Here is an 18550-nt window from a genome sequence, read left to right as displayed (position 1 = left end):
GGAAAATGAGATACAATTCAGAATCACCCTTTGAGCCTCCCATAGACCCATCAGCCCTCTCATTTCCCACCCTCTTCACATCCAGGACATTGTCAGGCGTTCTTTTTCACCTGCATGACGGTAAGATGAGCATGGGCGACCTGTGCAGGGCCCTGCGGACAAGACCCCATGCGGTGCTCCCCGACCTGAAACACCTCTGCCTCACCGGGATTGCTGCGAAGGACCGGGATGTCTACGCCCTCAGGCCGATCGGGTCGGCCATTGTAAGGAGGATGGCAGATTTCGCAGGGGTTGAAGGGGTGACCGATGAGATGATCGAGGCATGGAACACGATCCGCAGCCTCGGGCGTTCGGGGATCCCGATCCAGATCCTCCATTTTCTGGTCGGCGGCGATCAGACACCGGACGGGCTTGCACACCTCACCGGCACCTCACATTCCACCCTCAGACCCCGTATCCGGGCGCTCTCAGCGATGGGACTGCTGGAACACCAGAACAGGACCCTCAGGATAACCGGGAAGGGGATGGAGGCCCTCGCCGCCGCTAACGACCTGGCGGGCACCCTGGAGTTCTGTGTGCGCAGGCCGGCATTTTTTCGGGAGAACCGGCTGGACGGTCTTCCTGAAGGGGCACTCCTGGGCATCAGGCATTTTTCCGACGGCGCCTATCGTCCCGGCATCCCGGCGCTTCAGGCATGGCTGGAACTGGAGGCCGACCACCCACTCGCCTCCCCCTCGTGCATCCGGTACATCACCGATTCGATCCCCGGGAACACCGTCGGCAGGATCCTGCAGACGGTGGAGGAGGGCGGCGCCGACGTGAGGATGATCCTCTCCCGGCAGGCGGCAGGTGTGCTCGCCAGCGAGGGCAGTCTCCCGAGGAACCTCAGCGTGCATGTGGCGGATCTGCCGCCAGGCGCCGATCTCGGCTTCACCGACGGCGCAACCGCATTCCAGGGCCTTTTTTCGGTGGGGGAGCCAGCCCGGCAGTGGGGGGAGCAGGTCTACGGGCACTGCCTGGAAGGTGCAGGGCCGCTGGAGTAGAGGAACGTCACGGAACAGCGTACAGGGTCGTCCGCTGGAGGAGCGGGCGCCCGATGTCCTCTGCGATCCGTCGCATCTCGGTCGGGTCGAGGTAATCGGTGCCGGCAGCCCCGGCGCCCTTTGAGATGGACTCCTCATACATCGTCCCCCCCAGGTCGTCCGCCCCGCTCATGAGGGCGACCTGCGCCATCTTCGTCCCGAGCTTCACCCAGGAGGCCTGGAGGTGCGGTACGGTGTCCAGGAAGAGGCGGGCGACCGCATACACGAGTACGTCCAGGCGACCGGTGGCGCCTGCCGGGGCGCGCCCGGAGAGGTAGAGCGGTGTCGTCCAGGGGATGAAGGAGAGGGGGACGAACTCGGTGAAGCCCCCGGTGTCGTCCTGGATCTCCCGGATGATCGAGAGGTGGCGGGCGATATCGGCCGCCGTCTCGATATGCCCGTAGAGAAGCGTGGCCGTGGAGGGGATGCCCATGCGGTGGGCCTCGGTGATGATCCGCACCCATTCGGCCGTATCGATCTTGCCCGGACAGATCTCCTCCCGCACACGGTCCACCAGCACCTCGGCGGCGGTGCCGCAGAGGGACCCGAGGCCCGCCTGCTTCAGGGCGGAGAGCACCTCCGCCGTCGTCATGCCGCTTCTGGCGGCAGCATAGGCGACCTCCTGCGGGTTGGAGGCATGGACATGCACGTCGGGTGCCTCCTGCCGGATCAGGCGGATGAGATCGATGTAGTCGTCGGCGGTGAAACCGGGGTGCAGACCGCTCACCGTGCAGATCTCGGTGACTCCCCGGCCTCGGGCGGCCCGCAGTCGGGAGACGACCTCGTCCACGGAATGGAAATATGCTTCCGGATCACCGTTTTTTCTTGAAAATCCGCAAAATTCACAGGCGTTGACACAGATGTTCGTGACGTTCAGGTTCTGGTTGCACACCCAGGTGACCGCCTCGCCCACGCCCTCCGCCCTCACCCTATCGGCGGCGGCGGCGATCGCCCACACATCCCGCCCCCGCACGGAGAGGAGACGTGCCGCCTCGTCTTCGGTCATCCGTCGCCCGTCCGGGATATCGGTCAGCAGTGCCTGCAGCATGCCCATCCCTGCGGGGGGTGGGATATAAACCCAGCGGTGACTGGAGGGTCTGCATCGCCCCCCACAATATCGGATAACGGCCGAACGGGGGTTGAAAACAAGCTCATTACTCAAAAAGCCAATTAATAACTGATTTATAATCTCGATTCAAGATCTACCCATTACTCAGTGAGGATTTGCACATGGCCGCCCCGGATATACCCCTTCCAGCGATCAACGTCATGCGGTACCTGGAACTCTCGCCCGAAGATATCGCTCTCGCCCTTCTCAGCCTGATCATCGGGTTTGTCGCCATACACCTGCTCAGCAAGCGGATCATGGGGTATGCCCGGGACAACATGAAGATCCCGCAGATCATGGCGATCCATATCGTCACCGCCATCAAGCTCTTCCTCTATCTCGTGGTCGTGCTCATCGCCCTCGCCTTCCTCGACGAGGACATCGATGCAATCATTCTCAGCGTATCAGCGGTGGTGATGTTCATCTTCGGCTTCGGTCTGCAGGACACCATCAACAATTTCGCCTCAGGCATCTGGATCGCCTCCTCGCGGGCATATGATATCGAGGACGAGGTGACGATCGCCGGGCACCGCGGCTTTGTGAAGGACATGAACATCATGGCCACCGAGGTGAAGCTGATCGACAACACCCGCGTGATCATACCGAACGGCAAGGTCTGGAACAACCCGATCGTCAATGTCTCCAGGATGCCCACCCGCATGATCGTGGTCGAGTACTCGGTCTCCTACAATACGGTCATCAGCGAGGCGGTGAACGTGGCGCTCAGGGCGGCGCGGAAGCACCCGAAGATCCACTCCTCCCCGGCGCCGCTCGTCCGCTTCAAGGATATGGCTGATTCAGCTGTTATCCTGCAGCTGCGGGGCTGGACCGATACCGAAGACTACTATCCGGTCAAGTCCGAACTGATGACGATGCTCTTCGAGGAGCTCAACGAGGCGGGCATCCAGATCCCCTTCCCGCAGGTGGACGTGCATATGAAGGAGGACTGAACGTCCGGCAGGGCTGCACGGCAGCACCCCGGTCGATATGATTGGGGCGGGGGCGATTCAGGACGGAGGTCGGAGGGAAACATCAGTCCCCGACAGATGCCGGGGTGTATGAACCATTCAGGACAAACACCCTCACCCCCCCTTCTACCGATTCCTCCAATCCCGCCTCTATCTAATTGAGGGGGTGGGTCCGGGAGGGGCACTCCCCTCCCGGCAGAGGAAAATCGCTTTTTTCGAACAGCATGGGACGGGGGGTTTTCACCTCCCGCTCCCCCGATCGATATGATAGGGGTCGGGACGGAGATTGAGGACGTTCTGAGGGGAAGGACTGCCCCCGACAGACACCCCACACTCTTTCTGCACGACTCCCCCGATCCCGCCTCTATCTCATTGAGGGGGAGGGTCCGGGAGGGGACCACCCCTCCCGGTCAGGAGCGGATCCCCTCTTCTCGATAAACATGGGACGGGAGGTACCACAATCGCGATCAGCGGTGACGGGGGGTTCCACCCCCGATACCCCCCCGGTCAATACGATAGGGACCGGGGCGGTGCAGGGTGAACAACGTAGGGGAAGGATCGCCCCTGACAGACACCCCCAGCCTTCTTCTGCCGAGACCCTCAATCCCGCCCCTATCTCATTGACGGGGGAGGGTCAGGGAGGGGTCCTCCCCTCCCGGTCGGGAGCGGACCGCGCCGCTACCATGCGGCCATGAGCATGAGCAAACAGGAGCCCCCTAAAAACCGAACCCTCCCATGCACCAGGGCGGAGTCGGCGAAAAAAAGAAAAAATTAGAGGAACAGGGGGGCGAAGACGACGGCCACGATGGACATCAGCTTCAGCAGGATGTTGATCGCGGGGCCGGAGGTGTCCTTGAAGGGGTCGCCGACGGTGTCGCCGGTGACGCCTGCCTTGTGGGCATCCGAACCCTTGCCGCCGAAGTGGCCCTGTTCGATGTATTTCTTGGCGTTGTCCCAGGCGCCGCCGGCGTTCGCCATCGTGATGGCGAGCATGAAACCGGAGACCAGGGAACCGGCGAGCAGACCGCCGAGCGCACCCTTGCCGAGCACGAGCCCGACCACGAGGGGAGCGGCGATGGCCAGCAGACCGGGTGCGATCATTTCCTTGAGAGCGGAGTTGGTTGAAATGGCGATGCAGGACTCATAGTCCGGGTCCGCCTTGCCCTCCATCAGGCCCTTGATCTCCTTGAACTGGCGGCGGACCTCGACGACGATCTGGTATGCCGCCCGCCCGACCGCCATCATCGTCATCGACGAGAAGAGGAAGGGGAGCATGGCGCCGATCAGCACGCCGATAAAGACCGGGGTGTCCAGAATGTTGATGGTAATGGTCTCGGTCCCCTCGCTGACCGCGAAGGCATAGGAGGAGAAGAGTGCGAGTGCGGTGAGTGCCGCCGACCCGATGGCGAAGCCCTTACCGATGGCGGCGGTGGTGTTGCCGACGGCGTCCAGGGTGTCGGTGATCTCACGCACATGGGGGTCCTGGTGGGACATCTCGGCGATACCGCCGGCATTGTCTGCCACCGGACCGTATGCGTCGACCGCAAGGGAGATGCCCAGGGTGGCGAGCATGCCGACGGCCGCAATGGCGATGCCGTAGAGGCCGGAGAAGGTGTATGCGAGCCAGATGGCGACGCCGATGATGATCACCGGGAAGACGGTGGATTCCATCCCCTTCGCAAACCCGGTGATGATGTTCGTCGCCGACCCGGTCTGGCAGGACTTGGCGATCTCCAGGGTCGGGCTGCGCTCGAACGAGGTGTAGTACTCGGTGATCTGGCCGATCAGGAAACCGGCGACAAGACCGCCGACGGTGGCCACGAAGACCCCGAAGCCGTACTCCCCGAGGAGCATGTCGGTGATGAAGTAGGTGGCGATGACCACGAGGGCGAGAGCCAGCAGCAGACCCTTGTTGAAGGCCATATGGATGGCGCTCGACTCCGTCTTGTTCGTCCTGACGACGAACGAACCGATGATGGAGCAGACGATGCCGATGGCGGCGATGATCACCGGGAGCAGGATGACGTTGATCAGCGGTGCGTTCGGAAAGAGAATGGCGGCCGTGGATGCGCCGAGGAGCATGGTGGCGATGATCGAGCCCACATAGGACTCATAGAGGTCGGCGCCCATGCCGGCGATGTCGCCGACGTTGTCACCGACGTTGTCCGCAATCACGGCAGGGTTCCGGGGGTCGTCCTCCGGGATGCCGGCCTCGACCTTGCCGACCAGGTCGGCGCCCACGTCTGCGGCCTTGGTGAAGATGCCGCCGCCCACACGGGCGAAGAGGGCGATCGAGGATGCGCCGAGCGAGAAGCCGGCGAGGATGTTCACCAGTTCACCCTGGGGCATACCCGGCAGAATGGTCGAGAGGCCGATAAACCCGATCGAGAGCCCGAAGAGGCCGAGACCGACGACCGACATGCCCATGACTGAACCGCTTGCGAACGAGACCCTGAAGGCCTCAGCGATCCCGCGGCGTGCGGCGTTCGTGGTCCGCCCGTTTGCGGTGGTGGCGGTGAACATACCGATGTAGCCCGCGGTGGCCGAAAGCACGGCACCGAGCACGAAACAGCCCGCCGTGAGAGTGCCGTTCGGCAGCAGCGCAGCGATAACGATAGCCAGCACGACGACGAAGACGGCGATCGCACGGTACTGCCTGTTCAGGTAGACCATGGCGCCGTGGTGGATCGCCGCGGTGATCTTTTTCATCACCTCGGTGCCCTCTCCCTCCTTTCTGACCCGGATAAAGGAGTATCCGGCAAAAAGAAGCGCCAGAAGAGCACACAGAGGTGCCAGATAGACGATTGGATCCATGTTTGTTCTTTCCTCCGAGAACCGATTGACAACGTCAGGACTCGGTTGTCTAATCTTCTATCTATGTGCCGTTCCAATCATAAAAAGAGAGCGATATATTTTCAGGCGTGCGGCCGGACCCCTCCCGCCTCATGCCTGGTTTTTCAGGAAATCGACCATCTCGTATTCAAGAGTCGCCAGATCCAGCACGACCGCGCGGGCAGGCGTGGGCTCCACGTTCATCTGTTTCTGGAAGGCGGTCTGGGACTGCCAGGTGCCGGCATTGATCATCAGCACCCCGCGGTAGCGCTTGATCCCGCAGATATGCACGTGCCCGGTGAAGAGCACCTCCGGGACCGGGTCGATGATGAGCACATCCTCCTTCGCCGGGGCGATGGGTGTGCGCATCCCGTAGGTCGGGGCGAGGTGGCGGCGCTTCAGCATCTCCTCCATGATCTCCTCGGGGTGGCGGTAGGAGGCGCCCGGGATCATCCCGATCATGTCGTCGAAGGAGCGCCCGTGGTACATCAGGATGCGCACGCCCTGCAGGGAGACCAGGGCCGGGTTCTCCACGAACTCGCAGTTCTCCGGGTAGTCCTCCCTGAACTTTGGGGGGATGGCGGGCTGCGGTTCGGCGCCCCGCACCACGTCGTGGTTGCCCGGCGCCAGGATGATCCGGATCCTGGAGGGAATGGCGGAGAGCATCTCGCCGAGACGGGCGTACTGCCCGTAGATGTTCTTGATCACCAGTTCCTTGTCCTGCCCCGGATAGATGCCGATGCCGTCCACGAGATCCCCGGCGACGAGCAGGTAGGAGACGTCCTCCCGGCCGGCGATCCAGTCGGCGAAACGATGCCATTCCTCCTCCAGGAAGGTGTCGGAGCCCACGTGCACATCGGAGATCAGCACCGCCTTGCCTGGGCTCTCCGACATGAAGGGGGCGTTCGTGAGCGGGATGTCCGGGCGGATCAGGGTGTCGGCAAAGAAGATGTTGCCGTCCGAGGAGAGTTTGCCCTTCACCCCGATCACCTCGTCCGGGAGGATCTTCTCGGCCTCAGCAAAGCCGTCCCTGGACTTGTTGAAGAGCACCCGGATGGTGCCGGTGGTGTCCTCCATCATCACAATCTTGTTCCCTTTGGCCGTGGAGCGCACCTCGGAGATCATGCCAACGAACGACGCCTCCTCCTCCCGGTAGCGCCCGGTGCGCGCCAGCGCCTCGATCGGCACCGGCTGCACCCGCCCGCGCATGAAGGAGGAGAGTTTTGTGTAGCGGTGGCGGAAGTAGGAGACATACTCCTCGAAGTCCCGGATGCTCTCTGCCGAGTTTTCCTTGCCCTTCAGCACCTCGTAGGCGGGGTCGGGCAGAAAGCGTGTGCCGTCCCTGACCTTTTTGACGGCCGGGATGGCGTCTGCGGAGACCACGACCGTTCCTTCGGGAGCGGCGGCGATGATCCGATCGATCAGCGAGGGGTCGTCCTGCTCCCTGATATAGGCCACCACCTCGGGCGATACGTTGAGCCGGGTGGCCAGAAAGCGTGAGACGATCTCCTCCTCGCAGAGCATGGATCAGGGGTTGGCGCTCTGTCCTCATGGGTGTTGTGATGTCGGCCGACGGATTTTGGACGGGGTGAAAACTTTTTTCCGGTCCGCTCGCCACACATCCCCGTATGGAGGAGTTCGACGGCAGCGAACTGCCGGCGAGACGGGCCGAATTTCTCGGCATCATCGCCGGCATGGGCGGAGAGGGGACGACGGGCGCCATCGCCCGGGAGGCGGGGGTGACGCCCTCGACAGCCACAAAGACCCTCTCGGTGCTGGCCGATGGAGGATATATCGAGCAGATCCCCTACCGCGGCGTCCGCCTCACCCCGATGGGGGAGCGCTACGCGCGTTTTCTCGTGCGGCGTCACCGGGTGCTCTCGCTCGCCCTCTCCCGCTTCGGTCTCTCTCCCGAGGAGGCGTGCCGGGAGGCGAAAAACCTGGAGTCCCACGTCTCCCGGGAACTCGTCGACCGCATCTGCGCATCGCTCGGGCACCCGATGCAGAGCGTATGCGGCCCGATAGAGCACGACTGTTTATGCTGTCCGCTGCGGTCCTGAATCGAGGCGATGAACCACGTCAGATAAAAATTTGATTCGTACCAAAAATCTCCGGGGGTGCATGATGAGATCATATGGGGGTGTGGTGATGGTCTTCTGCCTGGTGGCCGCCGCCCTGGGGAGCGGGTGCCTCGGCGACGCCTCCCCCGGCGGGCAGGGGGAGGAGGGGCGGATGCTGGTGGCGGTGACCATCCCGCCGCAGGCCGAGTTTGTGGAGCGGGTCGGCGGGGAGCGGGTGTCGGTGCTGGTGCTCGTGCCGCCCGGGGCGAGTCCACACACCTACGAGCCCACGCCGGCCCAGATCACCGCCCTCTCGGATGCGCGGATGTATGCAGCCGTCGGATCGGGGATCGAGGCGGAGAGGGCCTGGCTGGACCGGATCTCCGGCGTGAACCCGGATATGCTCATGGTCAACTGCTCGGAGGGGATCGCCCTCATCGACGGCGACCCCCATGTCTGGCTCTCGGTGCGGAACGCACAGGAAATGGCCGAACGCATCTGCGACGGTTTGATCGCCATCGATCCCGACGGCGAGGCCTATTACCGCGCCAACCTGGAGGATTACCTGACCGACCTGGACGACCTCGACCGGCGGATCGCCGCCGACCTCGCCGGACGGGAGGGGGAGGCCGTGATGGTGTATCACCCCTCCTGGGGGTATTTCATGCGGGACTACGGCCTTACGCAGGTGCCGATCGAGGCGGACGGCAAGGAACCGACGCCGGCTGCGATCGAGCGCCTGATCCGGCAGGCCGAGGAGGAGGGGATCACGGTGGTCTTCGCCTCCCCCGAGTCCTCCACCCGGAGCGCCGAGGTGATCGCCGACGCCATCGGGGGGCGGGTGGTGACGGTCAGTCCGCTTGCCCGGGACTATACGGCGAATATGGAGACGGTGGCCGATGCGTTTGCGGAGGCGGCCAGATGACGGACGGTGCGGTGATCGAGGTCGAACACGTCGGGGTGGACCTGGGCGGGCGGACGGTGCTCGAGGACGTGAGCCTGCGGATCTGCCGGGGCGACTTTTATGCGATCATCGGCCCGAACGGCGGGGGGAAGAGCACCCTCCTGCGGGTGATCCTGGGGCTGATCCACCCGGATACGGGCGAGGTGCGGGTGCTCGGCGGTCCGCCTGATGAGCAGCGCCATCTCCTCGGGTATGTGCCGCAGTACCGCACCTTCGACTTCTCGTACCCCCTCACGGTCCGGGGGATGGTGCTCTCCGGCCGCCTGGGGCACATCGCCCGTTTCCCGCGCCGCTACGGTGAGGAGGACCGGGAGGCGGCGGACGGTGCGATGGAAACGATGGGCATCGCCGACCTGGCCGACCGCCCGATCAGCGCCCTCTCCGGCGGGCAGCAGCAGCGGGCGATCATCGCCCGCGCCCTGGCCGGCAACCCGGAGGTGCTGATCCTGGACGAACCCACCGTCTACGTGGACTCGCCGACCGGCGAGCACTTCATGGACGTCCTGGACGTCCTCCGCCGGCAGATGACCGTGGTCTTCGTCACCCACGACATCGGGGTGCTCTCCCGCCATGTGACGAAGGTGGCATGCCTGAACCGGCGGATCTACACCCACGACACCCCCGAGATCACCGGGGACATGATCCAGGGCGCCTACGGCTGCCCGGTGGACCTGATCGCCCACGGGCTGCCGCACCGCGTCTTCGCCGAGCACGGGGAGGAGGGGCCGTGATCGGCGTCCTCGCCTTTGAATTCTTCAGGAACGCCCTCCTCGCCGGACTGCTGGCGAGCGTGGCCTGCGGCGTCATCGGCACCTATGTGGTGGTGAAGCGGATGGTCTCCCTGGCCGGCGGGATCTCGCATGCCGCCTTCGGCGGGATCGGGCTCGGCTACTATCTCGGGCTGGACCCGATCCTCTCGGCAACCGCCTTCACCGTGGCCGTGGCCCTGGGCATGGGAGACCTCTCCCTGCGGCGGCGGCAGAACCTGGACACCCTGGTCGGGGCGGTCTGGGCCGGGGGGATGGCGCTCGGCATCCTCTTTGTCTATCTCTCGCCCGGTTTCGCCCCCGACCTCTTCGGCTACCTCTTCGGGAACATCCTGCTCGTCCCGGCCGATGCGATCCTCTGGATGGCCGTTCTGGTCGGGGTGATCCTGGCAGTGACGGCGCTGTTCGCCCGCGACCTGATGGCGGTCACCTTCGATGAGGAGTACGCCCGCGTGATGAACCTGCACGTGGAGGGGATCTTCCTGCTGCTGCTGGTGCTCGTCGCCCTGACGGTGGTGATGCTGATCCAGGTGGTGGGGATCATCCTGGTCATCGCCCTGCTGACGATACCGGCGGCGATCGCCCGGGAATACGCAACTGACCTCGCCGGCATGATGGTGCGGGCGGTGGCACTCGGGGCGGTGTTCACGGTCGGCGGCATTTTCTGCTCGTATTTCCTGGACGTCCCTTCGGGCGCCACGATCATCCTGATCGCCGTCGCCGCCTACGGGGCGGTAATGGGGGTGCGGACCATCCTCCCCGGGCGGTGAAACCCGCTCTTCTCATTCACGCACAAAGACCGTGAGGGTGCCTCCCTCCTCGAGGACGAGGCTTTTTTGAGGGGTGCGAAGGATCAGCCCTGCCGCCCTGAGGTCGGCGGCCGATCCGGCGGCATTGAGGGGGACGGCGATGAGGGCGGCGATCCCCCAGGCCGGAGCGACGGCGATCGCCCCGATGCCGAGGGCCGTGATCAGGACGAAAGGCGCGACGAGCACGAATATGCTCTCGCTTCGTGTGTACTCCCCGTCGGCCGAGCAGGAGCAGTAGAAGAGCAGAGATGTCCTCCCCCACCCGAAGAGCGGACGCCGGTGCAGCAGAAGGTAGGCGAGGGCGTGGAGACCTTCGTGGATGGCGCCGACCAGGAGGATCAGGATGACCAGGGCGAAGAGGGGCAGGAGGTCCGGAAGACTTCTCACCGTGAAGGTGAACGAGGCGTCGCCGGTGGCAGAGGCATAGACGACGATGCCGATGGCGAGAAAGACGAAGAAGAGGATGAACGACCAGACCGTGAGGAGCAGCGGACGATCTCCTGAGAGCGTGACGACCCGGATGATATGGCGGTCCGGCAGATCCATACTACTTCTGTAATCTTTGTTTTCATATCATGGCGCCGGTCGGGTCGTTCCTATATTTATATCAGATCCAGGTTCCCACCATCACCATACGGATGTCGGATAAACCGTCCCCCCCACCAGAACCCGGCCTGATCGATTCGTTCAGGGAGAGCGGTCATCCCCTGGTCTCCATCGCCCGCGACGTGCTCTGGGCGGTGGCGGTCGTGGCGGTGATCGCCCTGGTGCTCTTCCTGGTCTCCGGGACATGGCCTGCGGTGGTGGCGATCGAGTCGGAGAGCATGGTCCCGAATATGAATGTGGGCGACCTGGTCTTCGTGGCGGCCCCGGACCGCTTCGGCCCCCTCCAGACCCGGGAGGACGGGCAGGCCTCGGGGTATCTGAAATACAACGACTACGGGGACGTGGTCATCTACCGCCCGAACGGTGTCGACGCCGTGCACCCGATCATCCACCGCGCCATGATGTGGGTCTGGGAGGGTGAAACGGTCCGGAACCCAGACGGCCTCACGCCCGGCTATACTGCCCCGCATGAGGGGTATATCACCTGGGGCGACAACAGGATCACAAATCCCTATCCGGACCAGTTCAGTATTGCGGGCATACCGGGCCTCGGGCGGATCGAACCGGTCAGGGAGAAGTGGGTCGTCGGCAAGGCCCTGTTTGCGATCCCCCTCGTCGGCTACCTCCCCCTCCACCTGATCGAGGTGGCGGTGGTGATCGTGGTGCTGATGATCCTCTGGGACATCGTGGTCGAGCGCCGTAAGTCCGGGCAGAAATCCGGTAAAAAGAGCAAATAGATGGAAAACGATGAGATAACCACACTGCTCTCCGACGTGCGGGGCGGCCACCGCCTTCCCGGGGGTCGGCGTGATTCGCCGCCCCTCGCCCCCATGGATATGCATTATATCTCATCCCGCCCATGATCACGTAATAGATGTCGGAGAAAAAGACCCGGTCTTCCGGGGGGGAGGCCGGACGCAGCCTGATCGATTCGTTCAGGGAGAGCGATCATCCCATGGTCTCCATCGCCCGCGACGTGCTCTGGGCGGTGGCGGTCGTGGCGGTCATCGCCCTGGTGCTCTTTCTGGTTTCAGGGACATGGCCCGCGGTGGTGGCGATCGAGTCGGAGAGCATGGTCCCGAATATGAACGTCGGCGACCTGGTCTTCGTGGTGGCCCCGGACCGATTCGGCCCCCTCCAGACATGGGAGGACGGGCAGGCCTCGGGGTATCTGAAATACAACGACTACGGCGATGTGGTCATCTACCGGCCGAATGGGGCCGATTCCGTGCACCCGATCATCCACCGCGCCCTGATGTGGGTGGAAGCCAACGAGACCGTCCCGATGTCCTTCGAGAACGGTTTCTCCACCACCTACACCGCCCCGCATGAGGGGTATATCACAAAGGGCGACAACAACCCGGTCCCCGACCAGGTGGTTTCGTATCCGGGCCTCGGCCAGATCGAACCGGTACGGGAGGAATGGGTCGTCGGCAAGGCGCTCTTCGCCGTTCCCCTCCTTGGTTACCTGCCCCTCCACCTGATCGAGGTGGCGGTGGTGATCGTGGTGCTGATGATCCTCTGGGACATCGTGGTCGAGCGCCGGAAATCCGATCAGAAAACCGGTAAAAAGAGGAAATAGATGGCAAAGGACGAAATTTCAACGCTCCTCTCCGATCTGCGGGGAGGGCACCGCATGAACACCGACGAGGCCGCCGCCCTCCTGGGGGTGCGGGACCGGCGGATCTGGGCGATTGCCGCCGCCGCCGACGAGGTGCGTTCCGAACGGGCGGGCGAGGCGGTCACCTATGTGCTCAACCAGAACCTCCATGTCACCAATATCTGCAAGAACCTCTGCGGTTTCTGCGGTTTCGGGCGGAAGGCGACGGACCCGGACGCATACCTCCTGAACGAGGAGGAGGTGCGCCGGCAGGCCCGCAACGCCGGCGAGCGGGGGGTCACGGAGGTCTGTTTCCTCTCAGGGGTGCACCCGGCGTTCACCCTCTCCTCCTATGAGGAGATGATCGGTTGGGTGCGGCAGGAGCTCCCCCGTGTGGACATCCACACATGCAGCCCGGAGGAGGTGCTCTTCGCCGCCGAACGGAGTGGAGTCTCGACGGTCGAGGCCCTGGAACGCCTGCGGGCGGCGGGCATGGGCACGATGCAGGGGACGGCGGCCGAGATCCTGGTGGACGAGGTGCGTGAGGTGATCTGCCCGCGGAAGGTGAGCACCGACGACTGGGTGCGGATCATCACCGAGGCCCACCGCATGGGCATCCGCTCCTCGGCCACGATCATGTACGGCTCCTATGAGACCGACGCCGACCGCGCCCGCCACCTCTCGGTCCTCAGGGAGGTCCAGGAGGACACCGGCGGCTTCACCGAACTGGTCACCCTCCCCTTCATCCACCAGAGCACCCCCCTCTACCAGGCCGGGATCGCCCGTCCGGGCCCGACCGGGCGGGAGGACATCCTGCTCATCGCCGTCGCCCGCCTCTTCCTGGACAATATTCCGAACATCCAGGTCTCCTGGGGCAAGGTCGGCATGAAGATGGCGCAGGCCTGCCTGATGGCCGGTGCGAACGACCTCGGCGGGACGATGTTTGCTGATGCCGTCACGGTCTGCGCCGGCGCCGACGAGGCGGACTACTGCGACCCTGCCGAGATGCGCCGGATTGCCGAGGACATCGGGCGCCCCCTGGTCCAGCGGACCACGACCTACGGGCGGGCCTGAGGGACCCCTGAGACCGGGAGGGGAGGAAACCCGCCCGGACCCACCCCCGTCAATGCGATTGGACCAGGATTGGAATAACCGTCCAGAAGGGGGCGGATGAGTTTGTCGGGGACGGGTTTTCCATCTTCGAACATCCGCCCTGATTTGCCCCGCCCCCAATCGCAATGAGCGGGGGGAGCGGGGAGTGAAACCCCCCGTCCGGTGCTGTTCGGTGAAAGGCGATCCGCCTCTGACCGGGAGGGGAGACCCCTGTGCGAATCTACAGGGGCCTGAGACTCTATATTCTCCATATTTTCCGCTGGAGTACGTTCATCTGGGATCAGCGCCGATCTATCCCCGGCAGCACAAAAACCTGCGGAGGAATGGGACCATGCTTCAGATATTCAAGACCAGGCAGAACGGCGGGGGTGCGTTCATCGAGGAACTCGACACCGTCGAACCGGGGGCATGGATCATCTGCACCGCACCCGACGAGGCCGAGATCGCCCGGGCGGCAGGGATCATGGAGATGCCGGCCGAGGATATCAGGGCGGCCCTGGACGAGGAAGAGCGGCCGCGCCTGGAGAGCGAGGAGGGGCGGACCCTGATCCTGATCGACGTCCCGATCCCGATCCAGGGCGAACCGCCGGGCACTTATACCACCGTCCCGCTCGGCATCGCCATCAACGACGACTATATCCTGACCATCTGCCTGCGCGACCTCACCCTCACCAGCGACTTCGTCGCCGGTCGGGTGAAGACCTTTTTCACCTTCAAAAAGACGCGGTTCCTCTTCCAGATCCTCTACCGCAACGCCTCGCTCTATCTCTCCTATCTGCGGCAGATCGACAGGCGTTCGGACGAAATCGAGCGGGCCCTCCATAAGTCCACCAGAAACGAGGAGCTGATCCAGCTCCTCCAGCTCGAGAAGTCGCTGGTCTTCTTCTCGACCTCCCTGAAGAGCAACGAGATGGTGCTCGAGAAGATCCTGCGGTTCAAGCCCCTCCGAATGTTCCCTGAGGACGAAGACCTCCTCGAGGACGTCATCATCGAGAACCGGCAGGCGATCGATATGGCAAACATCTACTCCAACATCCTGACCGGCATGATGGACGCCTTCGCCTCGATCATCTCGAACAACCTGAATATGGTGATGAAGTTCCTGGCCTCGATCACCATCGTGCTCGCCATCCCGACGATGGTGGCGAGCTTCTACGGCATGAACGTGAGCGTCCCGATGGGGGGCGATCCGCTGGCTTTCGTGATGATCGTCGGTATTTCATTCGTCATCTCCACCGGGATCGCCCTGCTGCTCAGGAAGAAGGGGATGCTCTGATCGCCCGCAGGGCGACGGCCGAGCGGACGGCATTGGCAAGCTCCAGGAGTTCGGCCGGGGTGCCGACCCCTTTTCTGACGTAAAACGATGCACCGGCGGCAAGGGCCTCCTCCAGCACCGAGTCGCGGCTCATGCCGGTGTAGAGGACGAAGGGATGGTCGTAGCCGTTCGAGCGCATCCAGCGGAGAAAGGCGATCCCGTCCATGCCCGGCATCTGGAAGTCGGAGACGACAGCGTCGAAATCGCCGGGGAGGAGGGGCGCCGCCGCCTCGGCTCTCGCTGCCGTGGTGCAGCACCATCCCCGGCAGGTCCCGAGATAGGCGGCGACCGTCTCGAGGACGCGGGGGTCGTCATCGACCAGGAGGACCTGCAGGTCGTCAGGGAGTTCTGTGGTCACGTACCCGGAGTATGGAGCGGGAGAGGGGAAAAAGATCCGGGCGGGGGAGCGTTGAAAAAAAGGATCCCCTACAGCCCAGCGAGGAACATCCGGTGCAGCCGCAGGTCGCCGGAGAGTTCGGGGTGGAAAGAGAGGGCCATATGCCGCCCCTGCCGCACCGCCACGATCCCGGACGGCAGGGAGGCGAGCACCTCGACGCCAGGACCGGCGGCAGAGGCCAGGGGCGCCCGGATGAACACGGCGTGGAAGGGTTCGTCCAGCCCCGTCACATCGAGATCGGCCTCGAAAGAGTCCCGCTGCCTCCCGAAGGCGTTTCTCTCCACGTCGATATCGACGATCCCCAGGGGTCTGAAACGGGTGTCATTGATCGAGACGGCGACGATGACCATGCCGGCGCAGGTGGCGAAGATCCCGCCCTCGAACACCCTGAAGGCATCGTCAAGGCCGTTTTCTGCGATCAGGCGGGCGATAGTCGTCGACTCGCCGCCGGGTATGGCGCAGGCGTCGCAGCGCTCCAGGTCGGCGGGGGAGCGGACCTCCACCACCTCACCCTCCCCGCCGAGGGCGTCGGCAAACGCCCGCATATGCTCGGAGACGTCTCCCTGGAGGGCCAGAACGCCGACGACGGTCCTACCAGCCACGTTCCTGGAGCCTCTCTTCCTCTTTGAGCTCGTGGATGTCCAGGCCCTTCATGGGATCGCCGATGCCGCGGCTTACCCCGGCGATCACCTTTGCGTCGGTATAGTGGTGGACGGCCTCGACGACCGCCTTCGCCATCTTCTGCGGGTTTTGCGACTTGAAGATCCCGGAGCCCACGAAGACGCCGTCGGCGCCCATCTGCATCATCAGGGCGGCGTCGGCAGGGGTGGCGATCCCGCCGGCAGAGAAGTTCACGACCGGCAGGCGGCCCATCCGCGCCGTCTCGGCCAGGACCTCGTACGGTGCCTCGATCTGGCGGGCGCGGGCGCGGAGCTCCTGCTCGTCCATCCCGCGGATCTCCCGGATCTCGCCCTGGATCGCCCGCATGTGCCGGACGGCCTCGACCACGTTGCCGGTGCCGGCCTCGCCCTTGGTGCGGATCATCGCCGCTCCCTCGTTGATGCGGCGGAGCGCCTCCCCAAGGTTGCGGGCGCCGCAGACGAACGGGACGGTGAACTGCATCTTGTCCACGTGGTACTCCTCATCGGCCGGCGTGAGCACCTCGCTCTCGTCGATCATGTCGACGCCGAGCACTTCAAGCACCTGGGCCTCGACGAAATGGCCGATCCGCACCTTCCCCATCACCGGGATGGAGACGGCGTCGATGATCTCGGCGATCTTCTCCGGGTCGGCCATCCGGGCCACGCCGCCCGCCTTCCTGATGTCGGCCGGGACGCGTTCGAGGGCCATCACCGCAACGGCGCCCGCATCCTCGGCGATCCGGGCCTGCTCCGCATCGACCACGTCCATGATCACCCCGCCCTTCTGCATGGAGGCAAAGCCGCGCTTCAGGAGCTCGGTGCCATACCTCAGTTCCTCTAACTTCATTACTCCTATCTATAGGGGGGTCATGCCAATAAAAATAGTGCGAGCACGGCAAATATCGAAAATATCAGGGTTATTCCCCGAACCGCCCGGATTATCGCCGGCCCTCCGACCGCCAGGCTCCGCTCCCCCGGACCGATGGCATACACCCCGGGCTTGGTGAAGCAGACCCCGGTACCCCCGGCGATGACACTCATCGGCCAGCCCCCGTTGAGGCCGGGCCGCTTTTTCCGGTCGGCACGGAGGGCCTGCCGGGCCGGGGCGAACCGGCCGTGGAGGGCAAACCAGAGGAGGCCGAAGAGAGCGGATATCCGCGCCGGCAACAGGTTGGCGGCGTCGTCGGCCCGGGCAGACCACCAGCCCAGGCGGAGGCGGTCGTCGGGATAGCCGAGCATGGCGTCCATGCAGTTGATCGCACGATAGACCGCCGCCGCCGCCAGACCGAGGCCCAGGGGGGCGAAGACGCAGTACCAGAAGAGCGGGGCGACGATCGAGTCGGAGAGGTTCTCGGCCACCGATTCATATGCCGCCGAGCGGATCTCCTCGGTGGAGAGGGGGGCGGTGTCCCGCGAGACGAGCATGCCTGCCGCCCGGCGTCCGTTCCCCAGGGACCCCGCAGCCAGCGCCTCCTCGACGGCGGTGGCATGCTCCTCCAGGGAGCGCCAGGCAAATGTCGCCTTCAGCAGGAAGGGGGCGACGAGCAGCAGCAGGAGGGGGGGCAGAAATCGTTCGGCCAGGGCGAAGGGGAGGGCGAAGAGGAGGACCGAGATCGTCCAGAGCGCCACCCCGGCGGCCCGCTGGAGGCGGGGCGGATAGCGGGCCGGGCGCCCCCACCAGCCCACGAACCGCCCGAGGAGGGCGACCGGGTGGAGGGGAGTATGCGGATCGCCGAGCAGACGGTCCACCACCAGCGCCAGGAGGAGGATCAGCGCCGGAAATACCATGCGCTGAGCACTCCGACCACGAGAACGACGAAGGCGGCTGCCTCAAAGGCGATGATGCCGGTGGCCGCGTAGATGATGAAGAGCAGGGCGGCAACGGCGATGACCGCAAACGGGATGACGGAGACGGGGAGACGCGGCTCTGGGGGCGCCGGCATCTCGGGTTCGGGCGTCTCCGCGGCCGGGGGCTCCCTGACGAACACCTGCACCGTGGCGCGGTTCGCCCCGTAGCCGGTGATCGCCGTGATATCGAAGGTGCCCGGGAACACACCTGGTTTTATGGGGACCGGGATCTCGTCGAAGCGGTCCAGAAAGAGGTTTTCGTGAGAAAAGTCGGTGAAACGCACCGCATTGCTGGTCGTGAGGGTGAGGTGGAGGGGAGAGCCCTGATTGATCAGCCGGATGAGCAGGGTGTCCCCGGCGGCGGCCTCGATCGATCCGGGCAGGTCGATCGAGTGAATCGAGCGTGCGTTCAACCGGATCTCGCAGGGGATGTCCATATC

At 64.4% G+C, this 18550-nt stretch carries 19 protein-coding genes; 10 read left to right on the top strand and 9 right to left on the bottom strand.

Translation table 11 applies throughout. The features are described from left to right. Positions 1-131 precede the first annotated feature (131 nt). Complete coding sequence (locus CUJ86_RS02050) at positions 132-1043, top strand: hypothetical protein (protein WP_130645894.1); 912 nt, start codon at positions 132-134, stop codon at positions 1041-1043. A gap of 7 nt (positions 1044-1050) precedes the next feature. Here the strand turns inward: CUJ86_RS02050 and cofH (CUJ86_RS02045) are convergent, their stop codons facing one another. Next, the gene (cofH, locus tag CUJ86_RS02045; protein WP_130645893.1) at positions 1051-2130 is read right to left on the bottom strand and encodes a 5-amino-6-(D-ribitylamino)uracil--L-tyrosine 4-hydroxyphenyl transferase CofH; all 1080 of its coding nucleotides are present in this window, start codon (positions 2128-2130) and stop codon (positions 1051-1053) included. A 182-nt stretch (positions 2131-2312) separates the two neighbouring features. On the opposite strand from cofH (CUJ86_RS02045), the gene CUJ86_RS02040 reads away from it, so the two are divergent. Further along, positions 2313-3140, top strand: a complete 828-nt coding sequence (locus CUJ86_RS02040) for a mechanosensitive ion channel family protein (RefSeq protein ID WP_130645892.1) — start codon at positions 2313-2315, stop codon at positions 3138-3140. Between the two features lie 789 nt (positions 3141-3929). Here CUJ86_RS02040 and CUJ86_RS02035 read toward each other — a convergent pair. Both CUJ86_RS02035 and CUJ86_RS02030 read right to left on the bottom strand, forming a co-directional pair. Next, a complete protein-coding gene (locus CUJ86_RS02035) occupies positions 3930-5972 on the bottom strand; it encodes a sodium-translocating pyrophosphatase (RefSeq protein ID WP_130645891.1) in 2043 nt (680 codons plus the stop codon). Between the two features lie 129 nt (positions 5973-6101). Beyond that, positions 6102-7514: a DNA-directed DNA polymerase II small subunit gene (locus CUJ86_RS02030; protein ID WP_130645890.1), complete on the bottom strand. Its 1413-nt coding sequence runs from the start codon at positions 7512-7514 to the stop codon at positions 6102-6104. Between the two features lie 104 nt (positions 7515-7618). Here CUJ86_RS02030 and CUJ86_RS02025 point away from each other — a divergent pair, with 104 nt between their 5' ends. The 4 genes from CUJ86_RS02025 to CUJ86_RS02010 all read left to right on the top strand — a co-directional run bounded on the left by CUJ86_RS02025 (position 7619) and on the right by CUJ86_RS02010 (position 10551). Beyond that, positions 7619-8050 carry a metal-dependent transcriptional regulator gene (locus CUJ86_RS02025; protein ID WP_130645889.1) on the top strand — a complete coding sequence of 144 codons (432 nt, stop codon included), beginning with the start codon at positions 7619-7621 and terminating at the stop codon, positions 8048-8050. Between the two features lie 61 nt (positions 8051-8111). Continuing rightward, positions 8112-8975, top strand: coding sequence for a metal ABC transporter solute-binding protein, Zn/Mn family (locus tag CUJ86_RS02020; RefSeq protein ID WP_235855544.1), 864 nt, complete (start codon positions 8112-8114; stop codon positions 8973-8975). Further along, positions 8972-9745 (top strand): metal ABC transporter ATP-binding protein, encoded by a 774-nt coding sequence (locus CUJ86_RS02015; RefSeq protein ID WP_130645888.1) that lies wholly within the window; start codon positions 8972-8974, stop codon positions 9743-9745. Before CUJ86_RS02020 ends, CUJ86_RS02015 begins: the two co-directional genes overlap by 4 nt. Further along, entirely contained in the window at positions 9742-10551 is an 810-nt protein-coding gene (locus CUJ86_RS02010) for a metal ABC transporter permease (RefSeq protein WP_130645887.1), read from the top strand. The genes CUJ86_RS02015 and CUJ86_RS02010 overlap by 4 nt, the downstream gene beginning before the upstream one ends. A 12-nt stretch (positions 10552-10563) precedes the next feature. On the opposite strand, the gene CUJ86_RS02005 is transcribed toward CUJ86_RS02010, so the two are convergent. After that, positions 10564-11136, bottom strand: a complete 573-nt coding sequence (locus CUJ86_RS02005; protein ID WP_130645886.1) for a DUF3267 domain-containing protein — start codon at positions 11134-11136, stop codon at positions 10564-10566. 92 nt (positions 11137-11228) lie between these two features. Here CUJ86_RS02005 and CUJ86_RS02000 point away from each other — a divergent pair, with 92 nt between their 5' ends. The 4 genes from CUJ86_RS02000 to CUJ86_RS01985 all read left to right on the top strand — a co-directional run bounded on the left by CUJ86_RS02000 (position 11229) and on the right by CUJ86_RS01985 (position 15185). Continuing rightward, positions 11229-11933, top strand: coding sequence for a S24/S26 family peptidase (locus CUJ86_RS02000; RefSeq protein WP_130645885.1), 705 nt, complete (start codon positions 11229-11231; stop codon positions 11931-11933). Between the two features lie 137 nt (positions 11934-12070). After that, on the top strand, positions 12071-12778 hold the full coding sequence (locus CUJ86_RS01995) for a S24/S26 family peptidase (protein ID WP_130645884.1): 708 nt from the start codon (positions 12071-12073) through the stop codon (positions 12776-12778). After that, entirely contained in the window at positions 12779-13870 is a 1092-nt protein-coding gene (cofH, locus tag CUJ86_RS01990) for a 5-amino-6-(D-ribitylamino)uracil--L-tyrosine 4-hydroxyphenyl transferase CofH (protein WP_130645883.1), read from the top strand. Between the two features lie 370 nt (positions 13871-14240). Continuing rightward, positions 14241-15185, top strand: a complete 945-nt coding sequence (locus CUJ86_RS01985; protein ID WP_130645882.1) for a magnesium transporter CorA family protein — start codon at positions 14241-14243, stop codon at positions 15183-15185. Here CUJ86_RS01985 and CUJ86_RS01980 read toward each other — a convergent pair. The 5 genes from CUJ86_RS01980 to CUJ86_RS01960 form a co-directional block, all read right to left on the bottom strand. Continuing rightward, positions 15163-15582: a response regulator gene (locus tag CUJ86_RS01980; RefSeq protein ID WP_165394734.1), complete on the bottom strand. Its 420-nt coding sequence runs from the start codon at positions 15580-15582 to the stop codon at positions 15163-15165. The two genes, CUJ86_RS01985 and CUJ86_RS01980, sit on opposite strands and share 23 nt — an antisense overlap. Before the next feature lie 68 nt (positions 15583-15650). Further along, positions 15651-16223 (bottom strand): pyridoxal 5'-phosphate synthase glutaminase subunit PdxT, encoded by a 573-nt coding sequence (pdxT, locus tag CUJ86_RS01975; RefSeq protein ID WP_130645880.1) that lies wholly within the window; start codon positions 16221-16223, stop codon positions 15651-15653. Then, positions 16213-17109 carry a pyridoxal 5'-phosphate synthase lyase subunit PdxS gene (pdxS, locus tag CUJ86_RS01970; RefSeq protein ID WP_130645879.1) on the bottom strand — a complete coding sequence of 299 codons (897 nt, stop codon included), beginning with the start codon at positions 17107-17109 and terminating at the stop codon, positions 16213-16215. Before pdxS ends, pdxT begins: the two co-directional genes overlap by 11 nt. A 20-nt stretch (positions 17110-17129) precedes the next feature. Beyond that, positions 17130-18050: an adenosylcobinamide-phosphate synthase CbiB gene (gene cbiB / locus CUJ86_RS01965; RefSeq protein WP_130645878.1), complete on the bottom strand. Its 921-nt coding sequence runs from the start codon at positions 18048-18050 to the stop codon at positions 17130-17132. Next, the gene (locus CUJ86_RS01960) at positions 18032-18547 is read right to left on the bottom strand and encodes a DUF7524 family protein (protein WP_130645877.1); all 516 of its coding nucleotides are present in this window, start codon (positions 18545-18547) and stop codon (positions 18032-18034) included. Before CUJ86_RS01960 ends, cbiB begins: the two co-directional genes overlap by 19 nt. Between the last annotated feature and the right edge of the window lie 3 nt (positions 18548-18550).

The organism is Methanofollis fontis, assembly GCF_004297185.1.
Taxonomy (GTDB): domain Archaea; phylum Halobacteriota; class Methanomicrobia; order Methanomicrobiales; family Methanofollaceae; genus Methanofollis; species Methanofollis fontis.
Note: the sequence above shows the minus strand (reverse complement) of the source record. Positions and strands in the feature narration are given on the sequence as shown.